We start from the raw sequence: 22,874 nt of genomic DNA on the forward strand, positions 1-22,874 counted from the left end.
TTAATCTCTCACTAATTCAAATTCGTTTGTTTTTATTTCTGATAATGGTTTGCCAATGTCTCTGATTCTTTTACCTGACATCAAGTTTTTCTCTATTTTTTCCAAAGAAGTACCGGTCGTCTCCGGTATAAAATGATATATAAAGAAAAAAGCCAGCAAACATAATGCACCAAATAAAGCAAAAGTAAGTCCTTCTCCTAAATTTTGATAAATCGCTAAAAAAGATATAGACACCACAAAATTAGCACCCCATTGGGCCACTGTGGCAATGCTCATCGCCAGACCACGTACCGATGTAGGATAAATTTCAGAGATCAAAACCCAAAATAAAGAGCCTACACTAATGCAATAACCCATAACGTATGTTGATAAGGAACCCAATATCCATAATTTTTGACCAGGTAATTCCGTATTAAATAACAAGCTCACTGCAAAAAGGCTCAGTGCAGCGATCATTGCACCGCTTAATAATAAGAACCGCCGGCCTAATTTATCGATATAAAATAAAGTAAGTAATGTAAATAAAAAATTAACCGCCCCCATACAAAAGGTAGCCAAAATGGCATTCGAAACTGGATAAAAACCTGCCGATTCAAAAATAACTGGTCCGTAATACATCACTGCATTAATTCCAGAGAACTGCTGAAATATTCCCAAAACAATACCAACCAAGAGAACAAAAACAATTGGGGAGCTGAACAATAAATTATGATTCGGTTGAGTTTGTTGTATATTGCTCTGAATCTCTTCGACTTCTTTTTGAATATCATAACCTGACGGACGAATACGTTTTAAAATGTGTAAGGTTTTATCCATTCCATATTTCTTCATGAGCCAACGCGGTGAATGGGGAACAAAATGCATCCCTGTAAATAAAACCAGGGCAGGGATACTCCCCATCGCAAATAAGAGTCGCCAGCTGTTTACCGAGTAGTCATGAAAAAAATAACCGATTAAATACGCTATTGCCTGACCAAAAGTAATTGTTAATCCATTAATCAACACTAAAGTTCCTCTTCGGTTGGGAGGAGCAATTTCCGCAATAAATAATGGAGCAATATAAGAAGCAATTCCGATGCAAATACCGATGATAAACCGACCAATTAATAACAGAATGAAGTCATGTGTGATTGCACATAGCGCAGTCCCTAAAATAAACCCCATAGCGACTGTTTTGAGTAGAAAACGCCGACTTAGTTTATCGGCAAAGAAACCACTTAAAGGGATACCAAGAACACAACCAAGTATACTAATACTCACTACCTGAGACCATTGCCATTCCGAAAGCAACAATTGGGCCATCACCTGATCTTTAACATCGGCGATCACGCTGGAATCAAAACCAAATAAAAAGCCGCCAAATCCAGCAATCAGGGCGACAAAAAAAACAAATGAATTGACTCCTGCATTCATAGTATCACCTTCCCTAGCTCATACTTAATGGTTGGTGATGTTATCATTCTCCATGTTGAATAAACAGATGGGAATCTCGAGAATAAACAATTTTCCAGCGAGGTATATTTAATTACAATTATCCCGACTTCCCGCGGCTTGTCCCTGAACGATCGTCAGTTTTTTTAAATTTATCATGTAGCACTTAAGTTTCTCTACGTACTGCTTTCCTACGTACCGCGCTTTATGCGCGGTATCCAGAACGATATTTTAAGATGCCGCTGAGCATTTCTAGAGCAAGATCCCCTGGATACCGCGCATAAAGCGCGGTACGTAGACGAAGAAATTAAGCGCGGTAGGTAGGCGAAAAATTTAGTGGAGGTTTCTCAAAACTGACGATACCGCAGGTATACAGACCCTGAACGATCGTCAGTTTTTTAAATTTATCATGTACCACTTAAGTTTCTCTACGTACTGCTTTAAATTTCTCTACGTACCGCGCTTTATGCCTGAGAGATGGTCACTTTTTGTGACCATCTCTCAGGGCTTGTCCGCGGGATCCAGAAGATCTGCGCTAAAACACTGGACCCCGCGGACAAGCCTCGGGGAGTAGGGAAGATGTGATCAAGAGACAGCTGCAAGCAGCTGTGCTACGTTTGCTCCCATTAATCAAGTAGCAACTGCTTTTTTATTTCTCTATAGATATTCCTTGATGAAATACCATCCGCCATGAACCATTCTTTCTTCGCCAAATTGAAATACGTCGTGCACGTTTACTTTCGGAAAAGTGGTTTTGTTGCATCTCGCTCAGGTAGGTTAATAAAACCACATCTTCTGTCAAGAATTTTGCCTCAAACTCCATGCCTTTTGCTTCAGAATAATCCTCTAATGACAACCATCGGGCTGCTTCATTTTTATCATGGATTTGGCCGTTACTCCCATATTCAATAAATTCATCATCGATTAAATTGATTAAAATATCGACCGAATCACTCTTGGCAAGCAACTGTTTTTCATGATTAATAATTTGGCTTACAATTAACTCCATGAATTATTTCCTCTCGAGTCAATTTACATAGTTAGTTAGGAATCGTATACGCTATTTACACAAATTTTTATCAAAAAATATGATAATATGTAAAAATGAGTGATGCAAAATAAGAAATCATCTCCACTATGAAATGTATTTTCTAGGATTTTATACTTTTCTTAAACACTTTATAAAAACTATATTTTAAAAAAGCCTTTTTTCCTTTACCAAGGTTAAGTTATGAAAAAAAAGCGGATTATTATCGGCATTACTGGAGCTTCTGGAATTATTTATGGGATCCGTCTGTTGGAGTTATTAAGCAATACAGAGTATGAAACTCATTTGATAGTATCCAAAGCCGCCCAACAAACTCGCGCCTATGAATCCGAACTTTCTGCAACAGACCTTCATCATCTTGCAGATAAGCATTATCCAATTCATGATATCGCCGCATGCATTTCGAGTGGTTCTTATATTACTTCGGGCATGATCATTGCGCCGTGTTCCATGCGAACTTTAGCAGACATTGCTTGTGGAACAACCTCTAATTTATTAACCCGCGCAGCAGATGTTATTTTAAAAGAACGCAGACGCTTGGTATTAATGGTTCGTGAAACTCCTCTACATCTTGGCCATATTGAAAATATGAAACGGGCGACAGAAATAGGTGCTATTATTGCTCCTCCGGTACCTGCGTTTTATAATAATCCTCAAACAATCGATGATCTTGTTACTCATAGCGTTGGACGCGTTCTTGATTTATTTGATATAGAACTCAATTGCATTAACCGTTGGGATGAAAAAGAAAAAAAGGGTTCTGAATAGGGAGATTAATGTAAGATAATTTAATTATCTTTCGTTGCAGGAAAATTGGCTTGATTTTTGGGTTCGTATTATGCAGAAAAAAACTGAGAATGTTATGATCGGGAGGGTTAAATTATCTCCTATTCAAAGTTCTGGGGATTGCGGCTATCATGTCGTGATCATTGGACTCCTTTATTTAGCCCTAAAAGCCACTGAAGATGCGAAAATAGCATCTACGATTAATTCAAGCAATGCAATAAGCAAACTATTATCGACTCACCCTAATTCGTTCAAATGTCTTGAAAGACCATTTAAAACCAACCAAGAATGCCTGTTGAATTATTTAGATGCCATGGCCGTCCCAGGTTTTGAACAACTCTCTTTTTCTGAAATTTTATCTCATGTTACATTACAATTAAAACAAATAAATTCCGGCTCAGATTGGCTGCAAGAGCGTATTAAAAATGAAATAAAAAGCGGTTTATGGTTAGAAACCAATCGAGCATGGGAAAAATTATCTTCATTCAAAAATATAATGAAAAAAATTCAAATGAAAGCAGATAAGCTTTATGAAAAAGCAACTGCAATCAAGAGTGATATTTCTAATAACGAACAACTTCTTGAAATTATATTCCAAGCACAAATTGAAGCGTGTGATGCCTTAACCGAGGACGAGTTAACCGCCTCATCTAAGGAAGTAATTTCTCATTTTTATACAAAAGATGCACCGAAAGCTTGGCTGGATGATGAGTTTCTCAAATGTTTAGTCACTCATTTATTAGGCTCATCAGATATTATGTTTGATAAAAATGCCATCCAAATAACTGGGAAAGGCCCCAGCAATAATCATTGGTACCTAGAACTTCCTAATGATAAATGGACGCAAAAATTTATTTCAATCTATAAAACAGGTTATCATTCGGGGCTTACTCTGATATTACCAGGAACCCAAGTTGAAGTTGTTTTATCGAGTTATAGTTCTCTATTTCCACCTGTATCGACGATCGATAAAAAACGTCAGTCTGAAGATCCCACAACGACTCTATGTAATAACTAAAATACATTTAGGTTGGTAGGCTTTTATTTTTATTCATTTCAAAATCATCCAGTACTTCGGATTTATCATGAGTTGCGGGTTTTTCTTTACTTGACTGGAAGGATAAACTCGAACTAATCAATGATGATGTAGATATTTTATCTTTCCTTGATTCAATCTCTTTTTCAACTTTTTTGATTTTTTCATTCAGCGCGACAATAGATTTTTGCGTCATACATAAATTGGTATAGTCCGAAAGATTGTCTTCACTAGCTGCTACAATAGGCATTAAAACCTCATCTATCGTTGCTTGAAGGGGCGGTTCTTTCTCAAAACAACTTAAGCCTGAAAGTCCAATCAATACCTCTTCCGGAAAAGAGGAATCAAGATATTTCGCATAAAGACCAGAAGCGATTTCTTTAAATTTCATGATCAATTGTTGTTGGGCTTTAAGTAAGTCTTCATGCTCTTGTATCAGAGGAGAAAGATCATCTAAGTTGCTATCTTTTACTCGATACACTTCAATTTCTTTAAGATCCTTACTCGGCCCTGAATTTACGGTTTTTAATAAAGAGTCCGATATCTCACCATTAGGAACATCGACATACCAGTGTATTTGTGAAGGACCATCACTGGTAATTTGAATTCTTTTAGGATCAAAAAACAAATTATCGGACCCGGGGAACAGTTGTTTCGAAAAATATTTTAAAAATTCAGCGTCAAGCCAGGCTTTCTCAGAACCAGGACCATAATATTTTTCAATGACTGCCTTGGACATACTTTTTAATGTTTCTTCCTTTAATTCTTTAAAAATCTCCACTGTAGCTTGGAATCGCAACGCTCCTGCCTCATCTGCGGTGACATCCTTGCCATTGGAAAGCATCAGCATTTTATCTAAAATTTTTTCATTTAAACGTTTAAATGGTGGCAGATCCATCCATTTTTGGTTATCAAATACCCACGCGCCTTCATGTATTGTTTTATTAAAATAATCCAATCCCCAATCCGAAGTGACAAGCGAGCGACGTATCCCATTACTGAACTCATTCAATACCTCTCTAAAAGAAATCCTATCCCATCCGGAAGCATTAAGCCCTATGAATATGTTCTCAATAGTTTCCATATTATTAGAACCCGTCATTCTACTGAGCAGTGGCATATGGGAGAAAATGGTCGTTAACACTTTACTATTATTAATTGTTGCGGCGAGTGCTTTATCTGTTTTAGCTTGCATTCCAAGATACAACAAACATACACATACTGCATAATAACCACAATCTCCTGCATCATATGGGGGTTCAAGTTTAGAACGTTTGCTCACAGGGAGTTCTTTTGTAACATTTGCTTTGCTTCTCATACAACAACCACGAGATGGATTACAATTATTCAAATTATAGTATAGTTGATCTTTTTGTCATTTTTTATCACAGGCCGTCTTATGGTCTTTCTTTATGGCTTATTTAATGCATGTCATTACCTTACCTTCCTTGTTGTCGCAGTTGCCTTGGATACTCTCCATGCCAACAGGAACGATTGAATTATCGGCTACAAGGACACGTCCAGTGTCGTCAATTCCTCCTTGATTGAAAGGAACCATACGGCAATGGCTCTGAAAATGCATATTTGATATCTCTCATTGAGTTCTGTTCCCTGGTATTCTTGTGATAGAGTAGATCAACAATCAGAAACATAAATTAAGACAACGTTACAGCCAGCCAATTTTCAGTGATTTCTTAACAAGGAATGAAAAATGATGACGCGCCAATTATTTAGAAAAATTCTCACTATTTTTTATCTCTGGGCAGCTGTAATATCACTTGCTTCGTGCACAAAAGCTGCCAACTCTGACCCACAAATTGGGGAAGAATATGGTACAAACGAGCCGGGCTGGCGTTAAACGCGCATTGAACTGGAAGGGAAATTCGCATCTTATGAGAACTTTCTTGTTATTGTTTACTTTCTTATATTGCATCGCTACTCAAGCACAACCCCTGCTTGCATTTGAGCGTGATGGTTCCATTTGGACTGCCAAAATGGATGGAAGCGATGCTCAAAAAATTACCGAGGGTTCCATTCCCGAAATTTCGCCTGACGGAAAATACATTGCCTATAATGTAGTAAATAAATCAGGAAGCCGCTATCTGGCTATAATTGAACTTAAATCGGGTAAGGTACAACAATTAAAGAATATACCCTCTGCAAACAGCTTTAATCCAGTATGGTCTCCAGATGGTAACAAGCTGCTCTTTAATACCTTTATCAATCATAATTGGCATCTGGCATTAATCCACGCTGATGGCAGCGGTTATTACCTCATAAAGAATACCCAGAATGAATATAGCCCGACATGGGCGAAGGATGGAGCATCTTTTTTTAGCCAGGACCTGGATGCAATTTACTGGATGGATTTTAAAGGGAACCTAATAAAGAAATGGATTATCCATGAAATTATCCCGCAGGGCAGCATGAGCAGTGCTTCTCGCCTCCACATCTCTCCTGATGGAAAAACACTAATTATGGATGTGGATATGAAAGAAGCGATTCTGAAAAATTGGAATGAACCACCGCCCGCACTCTGGACCCTCAATCTGGAATCAGGAGAAACTACCCGAATTACGCCCAAAGGGATTCCCGCATGGAGTCCTTTTTGGATCAACTCAGAAGAGTTTATTTTCTTAACACAAAGAATAAACGAGAAAACTCCTGGGTTATATCGCGGTTCGCTAAAAAGTCCATCTAAGGTGCGCTTACTAAAGAATGTTCAAACACCAAGCGTTTCGAGATAAGAATCCATTACCATGTTTTTTCCTAGAGCTGTTTCAGTATCACCGTATTTTTAGGCCTGATACGCTACATAATTCATGGATTTTTGCTCATTTTTTAGAATATACGTACACCTGCAACTCCCCAATCCATACTCATTTTTTAACGTCTTCGTTACCAAAAAACTGACATATTTTGTACTGAATTAAAAATTTTCGAACAAAATGCGTATATAATTATAATAATATGATTAAGTTTATGAAGAGATGTATACGCTCTCCAAGCAGAATATCAAACCGATGAAGAACTCTTCGAGAATTCAGGGCTTACCCATTTTCAATGCCTCAACAACATAAGTTCATTCCCTAATATAGATTATGTTGGAAAACTCCAAGAAGGGTTGGAAATAGAAGTGCATCCAGTTAGTGCGAGGTGACACGTATGCTTACTCGGATAGAAGTGGTAATGGATAGTGGTGGGACTATTGCTGAAGCCGGGTCTCAGAAAGAACATTTTACCAATGGCTTTGGAGGATGTACTGCATTTCATGCCAAAACTGACTCGGGATTATACGGACTTTATCATCTAAGCGGAACTTCAGACCGAAAACCACAGATGGTGGAAAATGCTACAGATACCAATGAGCCCTTTAGAGATTGGATTCAGACTTTAGCTTTAGCATTAAAAGAGCATCACTCAGGACAAATCCTCCATTTTGAGATTGGCACCCCTTGGCTTTTTGGTAACAACACCAAAATTAAGGAGAGCCATCCTCAATTGGGGATGGAGCGCTATTTAAAGGGGCTCTGTGCCAAATATGGAATTGAACATTACGATATTACCTTAATTAATATGATTGGAGTTGAGAGCATCGTTGTTTCAGAAAAAGGGATGACGTGCTATGGCTCTAATGAACAAAAAACGAACGTTTGCCCAGCAAAATATCAAACTGATGCGGAGATATTTGAACATTTGGGTTGGACAAATGAACAATGCCTTCGATATGTTACTGCAGACAACAATGTAGATTTCGATGGAAAGCTGCGAGAAAAATATCAAACTCGATGCAATGCAGAACAGATGGCTAAAATGAAAAAAGAAATGGAACTCCAACGAAAAGAGATAGAAAACCAGAAAATGGAGAAAGTACAAGAAATAAAAGGATCTCTATTAAGTGAGATAAAAGTCCTAGTCAATAAATACCAACTTCAACTTGAAAAAGAACCCAAAGAAGATATCAACGCATTTAATCAATGCGTCTTCTTAGAAGAGTTATACCAAGCGGTGGAATCCAATGACTTGAGCTTATTACACGATATGAACGATCTCCCCTATTTTAAACAAGTGACAGAAGGTAACTCCCTGCTTTCTTTCTTTTCAGAAAAAACCGAAATTGGTAACCTTTTTGATAAAGCAGAGGAACAGTTACTTCAAGTTCAGGCATTGTCCTCCGAAGAAGCCACTGACTATGGTTCAAGAACAGGCCCCAATGGAACAAGTTAATAAGTTAAGTACTAACGCATCGCTGACTCTCGAACTACAGCAAGCCCAATATGGAGCAAAAAGCAATTGGAGCTTATGGATGAACTGCGTCGTACTGTGCCAAAAATTGAAAGCTCAGATTTACCCATATATACAATGTAACAACCAATAGAGCTCTAATAAAATACATAAGCCTATTTTTCAAGGCTTATGTCCTTTTCACTCTTTATTTCCTAATAAATTGAATGGTTTTTCTGAAGAAAAATTTTAAATTGGAATACCCTATCCCCAGCATATTCCCAAAAAAAATATTTACCCCTAGAATAAAGAAATAAGCGGCTATTAAAAAAAGTGCATTATGGATGCTACAAAGAGGAAAAGCATTTTTGCTGGTTTATATGGAAATACTTTAGAGTGGTTCGATTTTCTTCTATATGCCAACTTTACCCCCTTATTTGCTCAATTATTCTTTCCCTCAGACGAGTATTTTGTTTCTCTTCTCCTTACCTTTGGGGTTTTTTCGGTGGGCTTTTTTATGCGTCCGTTAGGAGGGGTATTATTGGGACATTATGCAGATCAAATTGGCAGAAGAAAAACCCTGATTCTCTCAATATCTATTATGACATTTTCCACTGCATGTATTGCTTTAATTCCCGATTTTAATTCTATAGGAATTGTTTCTCCTTTATTATTTATTTTTTTTAGATTAATTCAAGGAGTTGCAGTAGGAGGAGAACTTCCTGGTTCAACCACTTTTCTTATTGAACATATGGCCGATCATCGGCGTGGTTTTGCGGGAAGCTTAGTATTAAGCACTGCTTTTCTAGGCATTTTTTTAGGTTCATTTACTGCCTCTTTACTTAGTGTTTTATTGACTGAAGACACGCTTCGCGCCTGGGGATGGCGTCTGGCTTATTTAATCGGTGCTTTACTGGGATTAATAGGCATTTATTTACGCCTTACGAGTGTTGAGCCCGCAACCTTTTTGAAAGCCAAACATACCACAGAACTTCCTGCAAAAATTGTGTTTTTCGGTTATTCGCGCAAATTAGTGTTAGCCATTATTTTTACGAGCATATTAGCAATGAGCAATTACCTACTCATCGCTTACATAACGAGTTTTCTAGTGAAATCAGAAGGATTTTTATTAAGAGATGCTTTAGTAGCTAACTTTATTGCGCTACTGGTTTTAACAATTTTAATTCCTTTGATGGGGTTATTATCGGATTACTTCGGTAGGAAGCCGATTTTTTTGTTGGGTGCACTGGGTATTTTCATTTGTATTTATCCCATATTCATTCTTTTTTCGAGTGGAATTTGGTGGCAAATACTCTTAGGAGAAATAGTCTTGGCTATCATACTTGCACCGTTGAATGCAGCGGTGCCTACTATGCTTGCAGAGATGTTTCCCACAGCGATTCGTGCTAGTGGCGTATCCATTGGATATAATATTGGGCAGGCAGTTTTTGGTGGGACAATGCCCTTAGTTTCCTTAACCTTGGTTGAGTTAACTGGAAATAAATATGCTCCTGCGTTCTATATTCTATTTTGGGTAATTATCGCAATTATTGCCGCTCGCTCTACGCGAGAGACTTATCTGGATAAGTTAGATTAAAATGCCGGCAAGTAGTCTTGCCCACCTATTTATGCTAGCTTTATAGAATGCCTACATAATTACTGACATGCGATGAACAATTGGATTATAAAAACTACCTTACTCAGCCTATTCCTTGTTTATTCAGCTCTGGGTTTTTCTGAAATCCATAGGGACAGTGTTTCTAAAGAAGAAGTAAATGGTACCTTCATTATGAAATTTCCTGCACCCCATAACGATCTTTCCAATACTTTGACAGTTCGTGCTCTTGGCGGCGGCAAAATTAATATTTCTTTTAATTTAATCTACCCATACGAGGTAAACGGTGAACTTCAAGCCAATACAGGGGAATTATCCGGTATCGCTCACATTAAAGGAGACACGGCGGTTTACTCCTCTTCTGAATATGGGCAATGTACCATTACCCTAACCTTCATCAAACCCGGAATGTTGTCTGTCAAGCAAGAAGGGTCTGATGCTGATTGTGGTTTCGGTCATAATGTTTATGCCGATGGAACTTATTATAAAAAACAAAAATAGAAGACTTTCTTGTATCCGAAGCGGTTTACCCATCAAAGAGGATATTGATATATCATCATTTATTTTTTTAACTGACCACTTGTTCATTTTTTTACAAATAAAAATTGTGCAATTTTAAATCACCCTCAAATATCTTCTATAATAAAAAGAAAGACATTGAAGCATCCTTCGCTCAGAGCTTCACGCTATCGAATAATGGAAAGGACATAAATGATTTCTATATCCGGATATGCATTACGCGAAAAAATGCGTCGCAACCATAATATTGATACATATTATGCCCTACGATTAAAAGATAGGCGTAGAGTCCTGCTGAAGACTCCCAATAAATTTCATTCGAACTCTGAAAATTTAGCCATTTTACAACATGAATTTCATTTACTGAATATGATTGAAACGCCTACGATCATTAAAGCTTATGATTTCCTGCAAAATACCTATGCGCCTGTTTTAATTCTAGAGGATGTAAAAGGACAGTTGCTCACTTCCTATCTTTTAATACATCAATTGGATATGGGCGATTTTTTTAACTTAGCATTGCAACTCGTTGATATTGTGGGAGAATTGCATCAACGCCAAATTATTCATAAAGAAATTAATCCATCCAATATTGTTATCGACCCTGAAAACATGGTGCTTAAGTTAGTTGATTTAAGCGCTTCAACAAAGCTTACTGAAGAAACGTTTGATTATCTCAAGCTCAGCGAATTTGAAGAAGGTCTAGCTTATATCTCACCTGAGCAGACAGGAAGAATAAACCGGCCTATTGACTATCGTACTGATTTTTATTCACTAGGTATTACCTTCTATGAAATGCTGGCAAATCAATTACCATTTCAAGCAGTTGATGCACTTGAACTAGTACATTGTCATATTGCGAAAAAACCACCCACAGTATTACACGTTAGGCCAGATACACCCAAAATGCTTGCGGCGATTATCGATAAGTTATTAGGAAAAATGCCGGAAGAACGTTATTCAAGCATTATCGGATTGAAGTCCGATCTCCAGGAATGCTTTAGTCAATGGCGATTGAATGGCTCGATTAATGAATTTTCACTGGGTACACATGATATTCGCGATCACTTAATCATTTCTCACAATTTATATGGTCGAGAAAAGCAAGTTAACCAGCTAATCAAAGTATTTAACCGGGTTAGTCAAGGTACTAAAGAAATGATCTTTGTTGCGGGTTATTCTGGAATTGGCAAAACGTCTTTAGTTAAAGAGGTGCATAAACCCATCATTCAACATAAAGGCTATTATATCCAAGGTAAATTTGACCAGTTACAGCGAAGTATTCCCTATAGTGCCATTGTTACTGCCTTTAAAAATCTAGTCAAACAAGTCCTTTCCGAAAGTGAAGAGCGGTTAGAAAAAATAAGAAAACTACTCATTTACTCATTGGGTAATGTGGGACAGGTTGTTATCGATGTAATTCCAGATGTAGAGTTAATTATAGGCAAGCAAGCTCCCGTACGTTCCTTGAATCCTACTGAAGCCCAAATTCGCTTTAACCTGGCATTTCAAAATTTCGTACGCGTATTTGCCCAACCTGAGCATCCACTGGTTCTGTTTTTGGATGATTTACAATGGGCAGATAATTCTTCACTTAATTTCATTGAAAACTTATTACAAGACCGGGAAACAAATTATTTACTCATTATTGGGGCTTATCGAAATAATGAAATTAATGAGAATCACCCATTGCAATTAAGCATAAACAATTTAAATAAAAATAAAGTGAATCTAAGTACCCTCACTCTAAAACCCTTGCGATTAAATAATATACAAGAACTTTTACACGATACATTGTCCGGCTCACAAAGAAAAATCCAAGGACTTGCCCAATGTATTTATGATAAAACACAGGGTAACCCATTTTTTATTAACGCATTTCTTAGAAATATTTATGAGCAAAAGATACTTAATTTTTCTTATAAACGTGGTGCATGGGAGTGGGATTTAGCCAAAATTCAACAACAAAGTGCTACAGATAATGTAATTGATTTGTTAACTAGCAAAATTCATTTACTTCCCAATGCTACCCAGGAAATTTTAAAACTCGGCTCATGCTTTGGTCATCAATTTGATTTTAATACCTTAAAAGTTATCAGTAATGAATCAACGAGTCAAATTGCAGAACAACTGTGTCAGGCAATTAAAGCAAATCTTATTTATCCACTGGAAGAAAGTTATAAAACATTAGGTCTAATGGGACTTAATGAACATGTTGCCACCCTCGATACAAACCCGCTTCGTTATAATTTTTCTCATGATCGCATTCAGCAAGCAGCTTATGAACTTATTAATGTACAAGACAGACCAAATATTCATTTAAAAATTGGTCGTTTATTATTAAAAAACAAACCCTTAGTAGAAAATGATGAACGATTATTTGATGTACTCGAGCACTTTAATCAAAGTATTGCTTTAATTCGTGACTCCAAAGAAAAACTAAAACTAGCTCAATATAATTTATGGGCTGGTCAAAAAGCAAAGCTCGCATCTGCTTATTATGCGGCGAATGAATTTTTATCAGCGGGGATTGAATTATTAAAGCCTAGTAATTGGGAAAAAAGATATAATTTAACATTCCAGCTTCACAAAGAATTAGCTATTTGTAGGTATTTAATTGGTGATTTTAAAGCTGCAGATAAATTTTTTTCTGAACTATTAAAGCATGCAGAAAATGCACTCGATAAAATTGAAATTTATCGTTTAAAAATTGAGATGTTATCCGCCTTGGGTAAACATACTGAAGCTTTAGAAATGGGATTGAATACATTGCGAAATTTTGGCATTAAACTGCCTAAAAAACCTAATTTAATGCATGTTTTAATTGCTATTTATAAAGTAAAACTCCAACTAAGAAATACTAAAGTAGAATCTCTAAACTTACCTTTAATGAACGATGCAAAACAAATAGCACTTGTGGATTTAATTACTCAATTATTCAATAGTGCATTTATCACAAATCAACAACTGTTTGTGATTCTCACCTGCAAAAATATTAGTTTAAGTTTAAAGTATGGCTATACAGAAAGTACTTCAATGTGCATTCCGGTTTATGCATTTATAATAATGCACTCATTAAATCTTTATGATGAAGCCCTTTCATTTGTAACACTCTATAACAACCTAAAACAAAAATACGGAGCATCGAATTTCGAAGGAAAAAACCAATTTGTCTTAGGCTCTTTTATCGAACCTTATCAAAGGTCGATACATCAATGTAATAACACCATTACTAAAGCATTTAGACTGTGTTGTGAGGTCGGAGATTTAGTATACAGTAATTACAGTAACTTACTTTTGGTTCTTCATTCGCTTTCCTCAGGAAAAAAACTTGATGAGGCTAAAAAGAACGTACAGTCTGCACTGTCTTTTATGTCACGCGTTAAAATTTCTGATTTTATTGAAGTAGCAAAGTTTTGGGACTATTTATGCCAATGTCTGGAAAAGCCAGGATTCACAAAGATTAAACAAATATCCTTATTTGAAGAAAACATTATTAAAGGGAAAAATAAAACCGAATTAAGCTTCTTCTATAGCTCTTTGACCTTATTGCATTTCCTGCTAGGAAATTTTTCCGAAGCAATCAAGGCAGGAAAGAATCATGAACTTCACTCTGAATACGATAAAGGTTTAATAAGTCATTTAGATGGTAAATTTTTCTATGCTTTATCCCTATTTTGTCATTTGCCTTTTTTATCAAAATCTACGTACCGGCTTGCTTTAAAAAAATTAAAACAACTGAATCTTTTTATTAAAAAATATACCAATTGGTGTCCTGAAAACTTTAAATCCTATTCCATGCTTCTTGATGCTGAATCCTCACGTTTAGACAGGCAGCATGAGAAAGCTCTTGCACTCTATGAACAAACGATAGAAACAGCATTGGCAGGAGGGCTCATTTTAATAGCTGCCATTGCAAATGAACGAGCTGCATATTATTGCCTTAATCTTAACTTAAACCAAATTGCAAAAATTTATTTGCATAATGCACATTGTTATTTTAAAGATTGGGGAGCAAATACCAAAGTGAAGCTATTGGAGCCAATGAATCACGCAGCAACACCAGACCTTTCCATTTCGCCGCATATGCTCCCGACAACTCAAGCAAAAGCAAATAATCAAACGATTGATATGTTGACCATTTTAAAATTTACTCAACTTATCTCCAGTGAAATTCGTTTAGATAAATTATTGCAGAATCTTTTAGTTATTGTATTAGAACATGCCGGAGCACAACGAAGTATTATTTTAACTAGAAATAGTGAACAATGGGTTATCGAAGCTGAAGGTGATTTAGAACAACAAAGTATTTATCTTATTGGCTCGGAAGATACAGAGAGAGATATTAAATATCCGATTTCTATTTTAAATTATGTTCAGCGAACTCAAAAACCTATCATTTTAAATAATGCCATTCAGTCAGAGTTAACTTTTCAAGACGAATATGTTCAAGGAAAAAATCCACGCTCACTTTTAATGATGCCTCTGTTTTACAAAGGAAATTTGTGCCGAATGCTGTATTTAGAGAATCACAGTACAAGTCATACATTTACAGCAAGCCATTTAGACAGCCTTCAATTACTTGCCTCCCAAGCAATGATTTCGCTTGAAAATGCCAAACTCTATTATCAGGCAACTCACGATCCTTTAACCGGATTAGCCAATCGAAATATGTTGTATGAATTTTTTCAACACATGACCAAACAAAAAACACTTTTTAATGAGAAAGTCGCACTATTATTCCTGGATATCGATTATTTTAAAGTAATAAACGATACTTTGGGGCATGATAATGGGGATAAGCTCTTGATTCATATTGCCAAAACAATTAATTCATGTTTGCGTGAATGTGATTTTGCCGCGCGCCTGGGTGGAGATGAATTTACAATTATATTGTCCAATATTAATTCTAAAAATCAAATCACAATGATAGTAAAAAAATTATTAAGTGAAATTTCGAGACCAGTTCCAATTGATGAGCATTTAATTCAAATTTCATCCAGTATGGGAATCAGTATTTTCCCTGAGGATGGCCAAGATATTGGAACGCTTCTTAAGTTAGCCGATACCGCTCTTTATCAAGCAAAAGAAAAGGGAAGGAATCAATTTCATTATTATTCTACGGAGTTGTATGAAGAATATCAGCAAACTCATGGTTTGGGTAAAGAGCTACAACATGCTTATGATAAACAAGAGTTCTTCTTGATGTATCAACCGTTTTACACCACGGATGGACGGATCATCGGGCTTGAATCCTTATTGCGTTGGAATCACCCTGAGAAAGGAATTATAGAAGCATCAAAATTCATTCGTAGTTTAGAAAAAAGCTCATTAATGATTCCTGTAAGCGAGTGGATTATTAAAAGTGCCTGTCATCAAGCAAAAATATGGCAAGATCAAAAAATACTTCCAGGCCCCATTGCAATCAATATATCAACAATACAATTTATTCGACATTCACTGAGCAAAATCGTCGCCGACGCTTTGGCTGAAAATCGGCTGAATGGATCATGTATTGAGTTGGAAATTACCGAATCCATTTTCATTGAGTACAATGATGCACTGTATAATGAAATTGACGCACTAAAAAGAATGGGTATTCATTTGGTAATTGATGATTTTGGAACGGGTTATTCGAGTTTGTCTTATTTAAAAAACTTGCCTATTAAGAAAATAAAAATAGACAAAGCCTTTATTAATAATTGCCATAAGGATTATTTAGATCAAACGATCATTAAAGCAATTGCCACAATTGCTCATAAATTAAATATTAATGTTGTGGCCGAAGGCGTTGAAAATAAATTGCAGCTTCAGTTCTTACACAAACAGGGTATTGATTGCATCCAAGGATATTACTATTCTCATCCATTAACTGTTGAAGCATGTGAAACCCTTTTAAAAAACATGCAATTGAAAAAAAATAAGTAGAATTTTTGCGAAATGCCAAAAATATCTTTTTCAAATTGAATTCCTTTTATTCTAATGATAAATTCTTTCTCTTATTCATTAGAGATAAAATACAATGACAAGGACGCTTTTTACTCTATCACTCATCCTATTTTGGTCTATTGCTTCCGCCCAAGATAAAGTGATCCAGCATTTTTTTAAAGATGTGGACCCATCGGAAATTTCTTCTACGATAAAAAATAGCATACAGGCAAGTCATTTTCGCCTTGTTGAGATCGACCTGGGTCAACTTTATGCGGAGTTAGAGAATGCTCCTCATCGAGATATATTAAAATCAGGGGAAGCACTGCAAATTGAGCTTCCTCTGCCAGATAAAACGACGAACCTGTATCAGGTAGAGGAAAATAGTACGCTGCATCCGGAACTCAGCGCAAAATTCCCCCAAATTAAAACCTATGATGCTTATGGAGTTACCGAACCCGGCGAACTGGTCAAACTGGATCTCACCCCCCAAGGGTTTCATGCAATGATTTTCAGACCAGGACAAGACCCCGTTTTTATTGATCCTTTAAGAAAAGGGGATACCCAATATTATATTGTTTATAATAAAAAAGATTTCATTACTTCAAAACGCTTAAAATGTGGAGTACACAGTCAAAGTCCATTTGCAACCTCGCCTGTTAGTTCAAAGCATTTTGCTAATTTTAATCCGTGCCAACTCAAAAAATACCGTTTGGCTATGGCAGCAACAGCTCAATACACACAATACTTTGGCGGAACAGTAGTCGCGGCATTGGGCGCCCAAGCAACCACAATAAACAGGGTAAACGGCGTTTATGAAATCGATATGGCCATAACCATGCAAATTATTGCCAATAACTATCTCATTATCTATACCGATCCTAATAATCAACCGTATACACATGGCGATCCCGAAAGCATGATTGATGAGAATCAAGAGAATGTTAACCAGGTTATTGGTCCGCTTAATTATGATATTGGCCATGTTGTTGATTCCGCTGGAAGCGGTCTTGCAGCATTAGCCAGCGTTTGTAATAATGGAATTAAAGCCAGTGGGGTTACTGGTCAAACAAATCCTATAGGAGATCCTTTCGATATTGACTATGTTGCTCACGAAATAGGTCATCAATTTGGAGCAAATCACGTACAAAACAACAACTGCAACAGAAATGGGCCAACAGCTGTAGAACCTGGAAGCGGTAGTACGATTATGGGTTATGCAGGGATTTGTGCGCCAAATGTTCAAAGTCATTCAAATGCTTATTTTAATGGCATTAGCTTACAGGAAATGGGAAATTTTGTCTCCAGCCCTTCGCATATCTGTCCTGTAACTACCCCGATTTCCAGTGCTCCTGTAATTAATTTCGTCAATGGTGGATTTATTCCGGCGCAAACTCCTTTTGCCTTGATTGCATCAGCAACGAAAACTGGAGGTGGCATATTAACTTATAGCTGGGAACAGATGAACAATGAAGTCTCTCGCCAACCTCCAGTGAGTTCAGCAACTGGCGGTCCAAATTTTAGAAGTTTTTCGCCTCAAACTGTAGGTACACGCTTCTTCCCTAATCTCAATGCACTGAGTAATGGAGGCCCTTTTACCTGGGAAGTGTTACCTTCAGTTTCCCGTATTATGAAATTCAGAGTTTCCGTACGGAGAAATACTCCTGGAGGCTCTTGTAATGCATACACCGATACTACAGTAACCACTACAAGTAGTGCTGGCCCTTTTATAGTGACATCCCCAACGAGTCCAGGCACCATTTGGACAGGCCTATCACCACAAGCAGTCACCTGGGATGTAGCTAATACTAATTTGCATCCCATTAATGCCTTTTATGTAAGCATCTTTTTGTCTCTTGATGGAGGAAAAACATTTCCCTATCCTCTCTCAATAAATACGCCAAATAATGGATACGGGCAAATTTGTGTCCCTAATCTGAACACCAATACAGCGCGGATTATGGTGCAGGCAAATAATGGATCCTTTTTTAATATTTCGAAAAATAATTTCTCAATCATTGCTGTCCCGCCTAGAGCGCCTGTATTGACCACAGCCGAGCGCAATCCAATGAATACCGAGGAGGCATATGTCTTCTATGCGGGTTGTGCCCCCCTATCCGGTGAAGTCTATACAGTAAATGGCTTACCTGGGGCAACTGTAACATTGGATGGCAAAAACCAACGTTTCCTCATAAAAAACATCCAAACACCTAAAAGAGTATCTCAGGTCACAATTACAGCAACTGATACAAATAAGGTCAGTATAACTTCAAACCCAATTACTATCCCCAGTATTTTATAGACAAGGTTGAATATGAATAAACATTACATCTCAATAATTATCGCGTGGATGCTGTCATACAATGCTTATACTGGCATTTACTCAGGTATTAATTTAGGTATTAATGCAGTCACTATAGATAAAGACCTACGCTATCCTCTTGAGGAAACGATACCCACATCTTCCAGTTTTAACAATGCATATACTAATTTTCACGGACAATTGCTCGCAGGATATGAATATCTCTTTAGCGCAAAATTTTCTACTGCTATAGAAGGGGACGCGGATTTATTCACTGGCAAGTCGCACTATAAAATCAATGAATGGTTTTTAAATGAAGATGTTGATGCACAAGAGAAGTTAGAATATGGATTCGCTCTTTTTTTACTGCCCGCGTATCAATACAACGAGGCGGTTCGTTTCTTTGCCGGGCCAGGGATTTCATGGAGCCGTTTTGCAGTTAAAATGGACAATACCGCAGGTAATGTGGGAGTCAGCGCGAATTTCAAGCAATGGCTAACCGGCGGCGGATTAAAGGCAGGAGCAATTACCAAACTAAACAATAGCCTGGATCTGCTTTTAACTTATCAATTCACTCAATACAACAGCATTGAACGCACTCAAATTGAACCCCTATCCGGGGATACTTTACGAGGACATTATAAACCGAATGTAAATACTGTCTTAATTGGCCTTCGAATCAATATGCCAGAGCAAATAGCCAATATGAACTATTTTGTCCCTAAATAAAAGAACATAGGGTTGGGAGAGCATCGACATTTAGTTCCCTATGAGAACAAATTTCGAGAACTATACGATGAATTCGAGATGATATATCACTTTTTCCTACCTAAAAACCTTCTTTATGTATTTGTCTCTCATATTTTGCCCTGAAATCAAAAACCAAACATTAGAAGACATTGAGAAAAGGCTTCATAATGGAGCTAAATTAAGAAACTTAGGGGCACATTAGGCTTCTAGGGAACCTACTACAGAGGAAAATTGCTTTGTTACTCAAATCCTCACGTACTGCGTGTACACTCCGGTTCTGTGCTCTTTCTTGCACCTCTCTCTTTAGCGAATTTCTGAAGAAATCTATTCAATCGTCCTTGTACAAGCACTTGCACTTTCGCAAAACATTCAATATAGTGAAATATCAAGTTGGTATGTAGTTCCACATTTAGACTATGGATTTAGCTTTATAAGGAATTTTACATGACAAGACTAGAAGAATTACTTTATTCTTTGACTGCTGTTGTAGTTCGCTATCACGACAGTCAACCCAAAGTGAGAAAATTGGTCGTTGCAACTGATGAAAATCTTCTTAGAGAAAAATCACTCTCTTGCGCTAAAGAAATAATTCAGAATCAAAACATCCATTTTAAAATACGCTTGAATGATCTCATTAAACAATGCTCAGACAGCGGCCGAAGACCGTTCTTATATTATATTTTGCATGAAATAACTTCCCTAAAAGAACTACTCGACCAAAAAACTTCTTTTGAACCCTCAAAATTAGAAGAGAACAAGAATCAAATTTCTCAATTATTAATCGATCTTAAGTTTCTTTTAGATACCCCAAAACACAAAACTTACAGAATAACCTACAGTAAACCCGAAGATACCAAAAAGACTACCCTTGATTTATCAGGCTTAAAAAGTGATAGTTATCTTGGCGGGGAGCTTTGTAATTCCGGGGAAATTTTAAATGATGAAGTTTTAAGGCGATTTAATATATGCACCTACACTTCCAATGAACGAATTAAAGATATTGCCGAACAAATTTGCACGGAACATCAACATGCCCTTTTAGTACCTGAACTAATAGAACAAAATGAAGTTCAAAAAAAGATAAATTCAGAACAAGAGCAGGAACTGAGTTCATTAACAAACCAACAAGAAGAAAATCAAAAAAAATTGCAAACTACTTCTACAAAACACTATGCGGCTCTTTATGTGTTTTACATTCTCTTTAAAAGACTGCAAGCGAAAGAACAACAGCAAAAAACAGTAATTGAGCAACAACACGAGAAAATTAGCGAACTGCAACAAAAAATCAGTGAGTTAACCCATGCAGCGGATTCAAAACCAACGAGTTATAGGTTTTATCCCTCTTACTGATGGGTCTTTATATGCACAATGCAATTAGTGTAACCACCAGGAGCTTCACAGGTATATGGCACCCTGTTAGATGCTGCACACCCATATTAAAGACTCACACTAATTACGCCCAGTTTCTGGAAGTGAATCCTTAGTCTTCTTAGCCTTTAACTGAATCAATAGATAACCACCAACGACTGCAATAATTAATAAGCTAATGGAGAGGAGCGGTCGGGTAGCAAACCAGGCAATTGCAGTGACAATGAGCCACACACACAAACCTAAGAGGAGCGCTATAAATCCAGTGCCAAATCCTACAATAGTTCCTAAAAAAGGTATGACATCAGCTAAAATAACCAATGGTTTCAGGATTAAAGAAAATCCACCTATCAACAGGAGTAAAGAAAATACACGCAAACCCCATGCAAGGAGAGTATTTTCTGATTGAGCCTGAGCAATCATTTCATCGGATGAATGTTGCCCCGTTGATAAAAGCATAATACTTTGTCCTGCAGGGGCAAAATAAGGCTGAAAAGTCTCTCCTGTTTGCTGCGCAATAATACTCACTGTTTGTGGTTCAATCACCGATAGAGTAATGCGCAGGTCTCCCAGCTGGGGATTTTGATAATCTTGTCCCAAGTATAATTCATTATTCCTCAGAGTGACTGGCTTATTCAATTTGTTCTTTAGAGTTTCTTTATTAACCTTAGTTAAACTTACTGGTTTACTGACATCAATTTGTTTAATTAAAGCTTCGGGCAGCAAAAAATCACCTACGGTTACGGTTTTTGCATAGTTCGTTTGTGACTGAATAGGCATGGTTGGATTTTGATGTCCTGTGGGATTTTTAAAATTAGAGCTGTCGATTGAACTTTCCGACCAGACTTTATCATAGGTATAGGTTGTTACATGTTTTTCTGATCCGCCCAGTTGCGATTCAGTTCTCGTTTCAGTTTTTTGTTTCCATTGATACATTTCAACCTTGCGATGGAGATTGATGGCATTTATTGATACGCCTAACAGGGCGTCGACTAAAGTATCTCTGGTAGTCGCCAAGCCGCTTAAATAAACCACTTTAAGATTATTTTGTTTATTTATAGGGGTATTAGGTACTGAAATGAGAACGCTTTTGGTTTGCTCCAGAGATTGCGCCATATGCAAACTGTGTCCTTCATTCCAAAACACAAGAACAATAGCACCAATAATCAAGGCAATTCCAATAAAAATGCCAAGAAAAGCATCTTTTAATCGAGAAAACCATGAGGTTGTTGTTATTTCTTCCTCTGCCATGATTATAGCACTCCTCGATTACTTATTATTTATAAATAATAGTACTGATGAATAAAATTGACAGGAATGAATTATCTTTTCGATATCAGAAAAAATTAATTATCCACCAGGATTGATCGTCGGCTTTATTGTAATTGCTGTAATTTTTATAGTGAAAGGCTAACTTCTTGAGTCCGCTTACAACGGGCACATAAGCCCTTAATTTCCACTGTACAATTTATAATTGAAAATTGAATTGAATTCGCAAATTCTGTTAGGGCAGAGAAATCCACAACGCATTCTAATTCTTTGACAAAACCACATTGGCTGCAAATGAGGAATTGGGCCTGCCCTATATGATGTCCATGCAAACACGCAACATAGGATTTCAGACTATCAATACAATGAATAAATCCTTCTTGATGCCAAAACTGAATGGCTCGATAAACCGTGGGCGGCTTGGGGTTTTCAGTTTGTTCGGATAGTTTTTGCAGGATTTCATAAGCCCCAAGAGGCTTTCTCTCTTCCACTAAAATTTTGAGGACACGCTCTCTCGGTTCTGTAAATCGATAACCATGCTTTATGCAATGCTTATAGGCCTTGTCCAACAAATTATATTTCATCAATCATTTTTAGG

General features: G+C 37.0%; 17 protein-coding genes. 11 read left to right on the forward strand and 6 right to left on the reverse strand.

The features are described from left to right. Complete coding sequence (locus FOLKNPGA_RS16095) at nt 1–1,413, reverse strand: sugar porter family MFS transporter (protein ID WP_182350837.1); 1,413 nt, start codon at nt 1,411–1,413, stop codon at nt 1–3. A gap of 667 nt (nt 1,414–2,080) precedes the next feature. Next, nucleotides 2,081–2,440, reverse strand: coding sequence for a DUF4440 domain-containing protein (locus FOLKNPGA_RS16100; RefSeq protein WP_182350838.1), 360 nt, complete (start codon nt 2,438–2,440; stop codon nt 2,081–2,083). A gap of 222 nt (nt 2,441–2,662) precedes the next feature. Between FOLKNPGA_RS16100 and FOLKNPGA_RS16105 the strand changes: the two genes are divergently transcribed. Both FOLKNPGA_RS16105 and FOLKNPGA_RS16110 read left to right on the forward strand, forming a co-directional pair. Beyond that, nucleotides 2,663–3,247, forward strand: coding sequence for a UbiX family flavin prenyltransferase (locus FOLKNPGA_RS16105; protein ID WP_182350839.1), 585 nt, complete (start codon nt 2,663–2,665; stop codon nt 3,245–3,247). 70 nt (nt 3,248–3,317) lie between these two features. Then, nucleotides 3,318–4,283, forward strand: coding sequence for a hypothetical protein (locus FOLKNPGA_RS16110; protein WP_182350840.1), 966 nt, complete (start codon nt 3,318–3,320; stop codon nt 4,281–4,283). A gap of 7 nt (nt 4,284–4,290) precedes the next feature. On the opposite strand, the gene FOLKNPGA_RS16115 is transcribed toward FOLKNPGA_RS16110, so the two are convergent. Together FOLKNPGA_RS16115 and FOLKNPGA_RS16120 are read right to left on the reverse strand one after the other, a co-directional pair. Then, nucleotides 4,291–5,619 (reverse strand): hypothetical protein, encoded by a 1,329-nt coding sequence (locus FOLKNPGA_RS16115; protein WP_182350841.1) that lies wholly within the window; start codon nt 5,617–5,619, stop codon nt 4,291–4,293. Nucleotides 5,620–5,718: 99 nt separating this feature from the next. Beyond that, the gene (locus FOLKNPGA_RS16120) at nt 5,719–5,883 is read right to left on the reverse strand and encodes a hypothetical protein (protein WP_182350842.1); all 165 of its coding nucleotides are present in this window, start codon (nt 5,881–5,883) and stop codon (nt 5,719–5,721) included. A 129-nt stretch (nt 5,884–6,012) separates the two neighbouring features. On the opposite strand from FOLKNPGA_RS16120, the gene FOLKNPGA_RS16125 reads away from it, so the two are divergent. From FOLKNPGA_RS16125 to FOLKNPGA_RS16165, 9 genes are all read left to right on the forward strand, one after another. After that, complete coding sequence (locus FOLKNPGA_RS16125; RefSeq protein WP_182350843.1) at nt 6,013–6,159, forward strand: hypothetical protein; 147 nt, start codon at nt 6,013–6,015, stop codon at nt 6,157–6,159. 34 nt (nt 6,160–6,193) lie between these two features. Then, nucleotides 6,194–7,048, forward strand: coding sequence for a PD40 domain-containing protein (locus tag FOLKNPGA_RS16130; protein ID WP_182350844.1), 855 nt, complete (start codon nt 6,194–6,196; stop codon nt 7,046–7,048). 418 nt (nt 7,049–7,466) lie between these two features. Next, a complete protein-coding gene (locus FOLKNPGA_RS16135; protein WP_182350845.1) occupies nt 7,467–8,528 on the forward strand; it encodes a hypothetical protein in 1,062 nt (353 codons plus the stop codon). A 337-nt stretch (nt 8,529–8,865) separates the two neighbouring features. Further along, nucleotides 8,866–10,122 (forward strand): MFS transporter, encoded by a 1,257-nt coding sequence (locus tag FOLKNPGA_RS16140; protein ID WP_182350846.1) that lies wholly within the window; start codon nt 8,866–8,868, stop codon nt 10,120–10,122. 72 nt (nt 10,123–10,194) lie between these two features. Beyond that, the gene (locus FOLKNPGA_RS16145; RefSeq protein ID WP_255466002.1) at nt 10,195–10,641 is read left to right on the forward strand and encodes a hypothetical protein; all 447 of its coding nucleotides are present in this window, start codon (nt 10,195–10,197) and stop codon (nt 10,639–10,641) included. 210 nt (nt 10,642–10,851) lie between these two features. Then, nucleotides 10,852–16,587 (forward strand): EAL domain-containing protein, encoded by a 5,736-nt coding sequence (locus FOLKNPGA_RS16150; RefSeq protein ID WP_182350847.1) that lies wholly within the window; start codon nt 10,852–10,854, stop codon nt 16,585–16,587. A gap of 94 nt (nt 16,588–16,681) precedes the next feature. Continuing rightward, the gene (locus tag FOLKNPGA_RS16155) at nt 16,682–18,889 is read left to right on the forward strand and encodes a reprolysin-like metallopeptidase (protein WP_182350848.1); all 2,208 of its coding nucleotides are present in this window, start codon (nt 16,682–16,684) and stop codon (nt 18,887–18,889) included. A 12-nt stretch (nt 18,890–18,901) separates the two neighbouring features. Further along, the gene (locus FOLKNPGA_RS16160) at nt 18,902–19,618 is read left to right on the forward strand and encodes an outer membrane protein (protein WP_182350849.1); all 717 of its coding nucleotides are present in this window, start codon (nt 18,902–18,904) and stop codon (nt 19,616–19,618) included. Nucleotides 19,619–20,083: 465 nt separating this feature from the next. Beyond that, nucleotides 20,084–20,989 carry a hypothetical protein gene (locus FOLKNPGA_RS16165; RefSeq protein ID WP_182350850.1) on the forward strand — a complete coding sequence of 302 codons (906 nt, stop codon included), beginning with the start codon at nt 20,084–20,086 and terminating at the stop codon, nt 20,987–20,989. 99 nt (nt 20,990–21,088) lie between these two features. On the opposite strand, the gene FOLKNPGA_RS16170 is transcribed toward FOLKNPGA_RS16165, so the two are convergent. Both FOLKNPGA_RS16170 and FOLKNPGA_RS16175 read right to left on the reverse strand, forming a co-directional pair. Then, complete coding sequence (locus tag FOLKNPGA_RS16170; protein WP_182350851.1) at nt 21,089–22,258, reverse strand: TMEM43 family protein; 1,170 nt, start codon at nt 22,256–22,258, stop codon at nt 21,089–21,091. 146 nt (nt 22,259–22,404) lie between these two features. Continuing rightward, the gene (locus FOLKNPGA_RS16175; RefSeq protein ID WP_182350852.1) at nt 22,405–22,860 is read right to left on the reverse strand and encodes a Fur family transcriptional regulator; all 456 of its coding nucleotides are present in this window, start codon (nt 22,858–22,860) and stop codon (nt 22,405–22,407) included. Nucleotides 22,861–22,874: the final 14 nt, after the last annotated feature.

Origin of the sequence: Legionella sp. PC1000 (assembly GCF_014109805.1) — a bacterium.
In the GTDB taxonomy this organism is placed as follows: Bacteria; Pseudomonadota; Gammaproteobacteria; order Legionellales; family Legionellaceae; genus Legionella; species Legionella resiliens.